General features: G+C 34.2%; 9 protein-coding genes. 8 read left to right on the top strand and 1 reads right to left on the bottom strand.

The features are described from left to right. The 5 genes from C240_RS15575 to C240_RS15555 all read left to right on the top strand — a co-directional run. The coding region (locus tag C240_RS15575) for a TIGR04197 family type VII secretion effector (protein WP_271497696.1) at positions 1-410 on the top strand (410 nt) is incomplete at its 5' end. A 2-nt stretch (positions 411-412) separates the two neighbouring features. Next, a complete protein-coding gene (locus C240_RS15570; RefSeq protein ID WP_271497693.1) occupies positions 413-787 on the top strand; it encodes a hypothetical protein in 375 nt (124 codons plus the stop codon). A 1-nt stretch (position 788) separates the two neighbouring features. Then, positions 789-2,192 carry a T7SS effector LXG polymorphic toxin gene (locus C240_RS15565; protein ID WP_271497690.1) on the top strand — a complete coding sequence of 468 codons (1,404 nt, stop codon included), beginning with the start codon at positions 789-791 and terminating at the stop codon, positions 2,190-2,192. A gap of 12 nt (positions 2,193-2,204) precedes the next feature. Next, positions 2,205-2,585 carry a hypothetical protein gene (locus tag C240_RS15560; RefSeq protein ID WP_271497687.1) on the top strand — a complete coding sequence of 127 codons (381 nt, stop codon included), beginning with the start codon at positions 2,205-2,207 and terminating at the stop codon, positions 2,583-2,585. Between the two features lie 88 nt (positions 2,586-2,673). Next, positions 2,674-3,156 carry a hypothetical protein gene (locus C240_RS15555; protein ID WP_271497685.1) on the top strand — a complete coding sequence of 161 codons (483 nt, stop codon included), beginning with the start codon at positions 2,674-2,676 and terminating at the stop codon, positions 3,154-3,156. A 164-nt stretch (positions 3,157-3,320) separates the two neighbouring features. On the opposite strand, the gene C240_RS15550 is transcribed toward C240_RS15555, so the two are convergent. Then, positions 3,321-3,833 carry a DUF6933 domain-containing protein gene (locus tag C240_RS15550; protein ID WP_271497682.1) on the bottom strand — a complete coding sequence of 171 codons (513 nt, stop codon included), beginning with the start codon at positions 3,831-3,833 and terminating at the stop codon, positions 3,321-3,323. Positions 3,834-4,040: 207 nt separating this feature from the next. On the opposite strand from C240_RS15550, the gene relB reads away from it, so the two are divergent. The 3 genes from relB (at position 4,041) to C240_RS15535 (ending at position 5,359) form a co-directional block, all read left to right on the top strand. Beyond that, positions 4,041-4,265 (top strand): type II toxin-antitoxin system RelB family antitoxin, encoded by a 225-nt coding sequence (gene relB, locus C240_RS15545; RefSeq protein WP_271497679.1) that lies wholly within the window; start codon positions 4,041-4,043, stop codon positions 4,263-4,265. Then, positions 4,266-4,532 (top strand): type II toxin-antitoxin system RelE family toxin, encoded by a 267-nt coding sequence (locus tag C240_RS15540; protein ID WP_271497677.1) that lies wholly within the window; start codon positions 4,266-4,268, stop codon positions 4,530-4,532. 680 nt (positions 4,533-5,212) lie between these two features. Further along, positions 5,213-5,359 carry a hypothetical protein gene (locus C240_RS15535; protein WP_271497674.1) on the top strand — a complete coding sequence of 49 codons (147 nt, stop codon included), beginning with the start codon at positions 5,213-5,215 and terminating at the stop codon, positions 5,357-5,359. Positions 5,360-5,403: the final 44 nt, after the last annotated feature.

Here is a 5,403-nt window from a genome sequence, read left to right as displayed (position 1 = left end):
ATGGAAGAAACAGATCAAAATATTTCTTCAGCAATCGGTCGCGGGCTGTAATAAATGAAGCAGAAACTGGTTCACTGGTTTCTGCTTTTTTCTCTAATTGTATGAATAAATCAGGAGGCATACCTATGACTATCAATAGTAACTCAAGTATCGCTAGTGGCGTATCAGCGTCCTTCAGCACGTCTGCTAGTGCCTTAAATAGTATTTCTGTTTCTGTTAGTTCTGGACAAACGAATGTGGCTGGTAATGGAACTGCAGTTGGGAGCTTTTCAACCTTTCAATCTAGTCTAAAAGGTGTTTCAAGCAGCGTTGTAAAAGCTGGGGATAATATAAACTCCGTAGCGAAAGAATTTGAGCGTATCGATCAAAAGATTGCCCAATTACCGAATCTTTCTTTTGGAGGCTTGTAATAATGGAGCTGACACCACAACAGAAGTTTGAAGATAAGAATTATCAGTTTAGAAATCAACTGGAGGAACTTCAAGACGCGCAAAGAGATAACGCTAACGATAGAAGGTATTTAGAAACCTTACAAGAACAATTTTATAAGGTACAACAACAAGAACAAAAAATGTATCAGGAATCGTTGAATGAAGCAGATCCGGAAGAGAGATCTTTTTTTGAGGAGCTACAAGCGGAAGGCATGCATTTATCACGAAGAGCATTGCAAGAGTTGGAAGAAGAGCAAGAATTTTTAGAACAAGACCATAAGGGGCTGTTGGAGAAAGAAGATTCTGTTCGTTCCGCTCACCGAAATTTCCTGAAGTCAGAAGGAAAGGAGAACTAAAGTGGGACTTAAATTTGTTGTGTCAGAAGCACAAACGAGAAGTTCACAAGCTTCGCAGGTAAGCAATCAAGCCCAGCAAGCAGTGGCCTCGTTACAGCAAAGTATTCAATCTTTTTTATCAGCACCCTTATCAAGTAAGGCGTATGATTCGGCAAAAAACTATTTTATGGTAGCTTATACACCGATTTGTCAGTCTATTATCATGACAGCTGAAGCTTTAACAAATGCGCATAAGAAATTTCTTAGCGAATATCAAGCGACTGTCAGTGGTTCAGATATGGACGAGGACAAAATTCAAGCAGAAATTGACGGTTATCAGGATCTGTTACACGCGATCGATGATCTAATAAGATTGGCAAAGACTCCGAGACCGGACTTAGAAAGACGCTCAATGAATGCTTATCAAGCGATGCAGACGAGAAAAGAAAAGCTCGAAAAGTTTCGTTCATATAGCGCTCAGTCTGCCAGTTTCTTTTCTGAGTATGAATCTTCTCAACAAGAATTAAACTCTGGTTTAGCGCAAGTAAAAGATTGTACGGCCTGGAATGCTTCTACGGGTACATTTGATATTACTAGGTTAGATATGAGCTGGGCAAAACCAATCAATGAGCGGTGGAAAATACGAAATGAAAATAAGGAGAAACAACAAAAAGAATTAGAAGCTAAAATGGGATTGAACGATCCTAAGTATGAAATTAGAACCGTTCTAGGTCAGTACGGTGAAGATACGTATGAAATCTATGTTTATGGTATATTGGACGAAGAAGCAACACGAAAATATAATTTAGATTTAGCTATTGCTAAACGAGATGCTATACTTAATTCCGAGCTAAGTACTAGTGATAAAATTATAGGAACCGCTCTATTTTTAGTGGGTGTAACTATCTTGACTGGTGGAGCGTCTGCAGTTATAACTAGTATTGTAGGGATATTTGAAGGAACCGGAAGTGTATTAGTTACACTGAGTAGTGGTGCAACTGTTGTTATACCAGCAATTGCTGTGAATAAAGATGCTCTTGTTCAAACTGCAGAGGGCAGCATACTAGCTGTTGGTGGAGTAATAGCGATTGATCAAAGTTTAACGATTATGGCGAGTGGAAGTAACAGCGAAAAGGGAAGCTATGATAGATTAATGGAAGGTAATGTGGATCATGCTTCAGAACACATGCATCCAAGTTTAGATCCAGCAAAGTCTAAGCATTCTCAGTTCAACTTTACAGATAAAAAGAAATTTGCGGATATTTTAGCTGAAGCCTGGAAGAAAAAAGGACCAGGAGTGAGTAGCTTCAATAAAAGAACATTTTATGATGTTGACTTAGGAAAGATAATAGGAACTAATGGTGAAAAGACTATACGGATTGTGGTTGATGAATTAGGCAAGATAATCACTGCGTTTCCAAAATAAAGGAGAATCGATATGTATAAAAATAGGCTCGGTGGCATTGTATGTCCGTATTGTGGCGAATATGGAGTTATGCAAAAATTTCAATCTAATGTAACTAAAGAAGTCATTTATCGCTGCGATGAGTGTCTTGGAATTTGCGAATCTCTTAGTGATTTGAATAACAATATTATGGTATTTGAAGATTCTAGATATGCGAATTTCATAGGAATCAATAATTTTGATACAGATGCATTATTGTTGGGAACACTTACCGAAAAAGACTTTGAGCAATTCCAATTTAACATAAAAAACTATCCTGATAATGGAATAATAACCATGTATAACAAATCATATGATAATGATGAGATTACCTTACAAAAAGGTGAGACAACATGGAATGCCAAGGATAATTAAAATTGTAGCCTACCAGTTTCAATTGGTAGGCTTTCTATGTGAGATAACGATCGAAAAAGATAAATTTTTAAATAGAAGGGGTTAAACAATGAGAACAATTGTGATGTTTATAATAACGACTTGTATTTCTGTGTTAAGCTTGGGGATTGCTATGTATAGTGTAATCCTTAGCCAAAGAACAAATAAACAAGTATCTTTAGATAGAATTAATCAAGTTAACCTTAGTTTGAAATACGATAGAGTATTTGTAGATGTTGAAGATATTCAATACAAAGTAGACGTGTCTAATGGTTCTGATTTAAACATATATAATGTAACTATTTTTGCTCCCGCGGATATAAAACAAATGTACAATGGTACTATTTCAATTGATGATAAAAGCAGACCTAGAGGATACCATATTGGAGATTTAGAACCAGGTGCAAAGAAAACAATTGAGTTTTTGTTAATCAACTCTAAAGAGGCACAATTGAATGAATTTAAAATGAAATTTAAGACAACGGGGATCAACTCAAAAGATCAGTGGTGGATTAAAGAACCTGGAAAAGTTGCCGAGGAAGTAATCAAGTAATATGAATTGGCTCATGATCTAATAAGCAAAGTGAAATACTGTGAGTTTATGTTCATAGTATTTTTTTGCCCAATAGAGTATAGGCATATGACCATTTCTAAAACGTTGATCTGGCAAGATTTTTAAGTGTTCAATAGACTTGCTCAAAAAGAGAGTTAGACAAGTTATAAACTTTCTAACTCTCTTTTTACTATGTCAATGCTGAAAGTGTATTCCGGAGACATACTACGATAAGGTGTTTTAGCAAGGAACTCCATTACAGAAGGTTGCAGTCGGAAATCTAGATCAATATCTTCAGGATAAGATTTCAACATTTGAATCATGTTGTTGTTAATACCACTGATTGAACGGTTATAAGCATATGAAATTTCCATTCTACCAGCTTTTAAAAAATATTTTTTGATTAGATAAGGTTTATCTGTACTATAACTAAAAACATGTTCAATTCCTTCCTTTATATAAAGGGACAGTTGTTTTTTATTTTTAGCATTAATATCAGCTAAAACGATTGGAGAAAAAGACAAGTCATTAACTAAGACTAAAATTTTCTTCCTGTCTAAAGTAAAATAATTAGCATGCCAAGAGAAAAATGATCGTTCTGTTGAACTTGATATATTAGAAGAAATTGGAAATTCGCTGAAAAGCGGTAATGATTTTTTTGTTGGTACAATGATCATAAGTAAACTCCTTTTACGTTTATCATGAGTATAGTATAACATACACTGAGAAAATGGATTAAAGTACAACTTGAACTTATGCCAAAAACATTCATTTTAGGGATATAATATTTCTAATTTCATTGCACTGTGAACACAAATGTATTTACACACACTTGTGTTCATGATATAATTTAAGCATACTAATGAAGAAAGAGGTGTATAAATATGGCAACTATTACTGTTCGTGTTTCAGATGAGGAAAAGAAATTTTTTGATGAAATGGCAAAATTTGAAGGCAAAAGTTTATCAGATTTGTTAAGAACTTCTACTTTAGAAAGTTTAGAAGATAGCTATGATGCGCATATTGGGGATATTTCTTATGAAGAGTACTTAAAAACTGGAGAAAGTAATCCTTTAGAAAACCTCTTGAAAAAGTATGAGGTAGATTAATTGCCAAACTATAGAGTAGAAACTACGCCAAAATTTGATAGACAATTAGCAAAGCTGGATAAATTTACTGCAAGAATGATATTAAAATGGTTATCTAAAAATGTAGATAATACTGATAATCCAAAAAAATCTGGAAAACCACTTGTTGGAAATTACAATGGAAAGTGGCGGTACAGAATTGGTGACTATCGAGTAATTTGTAAAATAGAAGAAAATGAATTAATTGTTCTTGCATTAGAAGTAGGTCATAGAAGAAAGATATACTAGTTTTGAGATTGATACAAATTATGAGTGAGATTACCTTACTCATTTTTTTTAAAGCTAAGCTATCAAAACTTATAAGTATTGATAGTCGTTGCCTAGTGTGTCATTATTTGATTTAAAGGGCACGATTTTTTTCTAGATATTTGGCACAATTGTTCAGTTTTTATATACTTGTTTTCAACACTTACTTTCGAATCAGTGTACATAGAACAAAAAATTTTGTTCAAAGAAGTATCAATTTTTATCGTATAAAAAAGAACTAGAGCAGACTGAGCTTTAGTTCTTTTTGTACTTTGTGTATAGATTGAATAAAAATGGCATTTATCAAAATAAAAATCGTACCATTTAAATCAAAAAATGACACCTTCCTTTCGTTTTCAGGTCCATTTACTAGGCAGTATACCATTTAATTTACTGTGTAGTTTATTAGAATATATCCAACCCTGATCTACTTGAAAAAGGTAAACAAATAGAAAGAATTGGGAGGAACAAATCATTATGACAAGAAAAGCATTCGATACCTGGTCTAGAGAAATAACGGCTTATAATCGTACGATGCCTTATTATGTGCAATGTGATTGTGGTGATCTAGCTCAAAAATCCTATCAGAAGGACTATTTTGAATGTTCTAAGTGTAAGAGCAAGTATGTCTTTAGAATGGGACAATACGTGCGATTAGAGTCATGAGAGCGACGTATTTGTTGATGATTCTATCAATCGATTTAAAAGCTGAAGCCGTGAAAGAGATCCAGCTAGCTTTTACCGATCAACTGAAGCCAGTCGGCCAACTAGTGAGTGCTAATGAACGACTTGTATTGATCGCTGCTTAAGGTAATCAACCAGCTGTAGAAATGAAAGAGATCATAACTCAATT

This window comes from Enterococcus sp. 5H, assembly GCF_028128615.1.
Taxonomy (GTDB): Bacteria; Bacillota; Bacilli; order Lactobacillales; family Enterococcaceae; genus Enterococcus_L.
The sequence above is the reverse complement of the archived record's forward strand: the minus strand, read 5'-3'. Positions and strand labels throughout refer to the sequence as shown.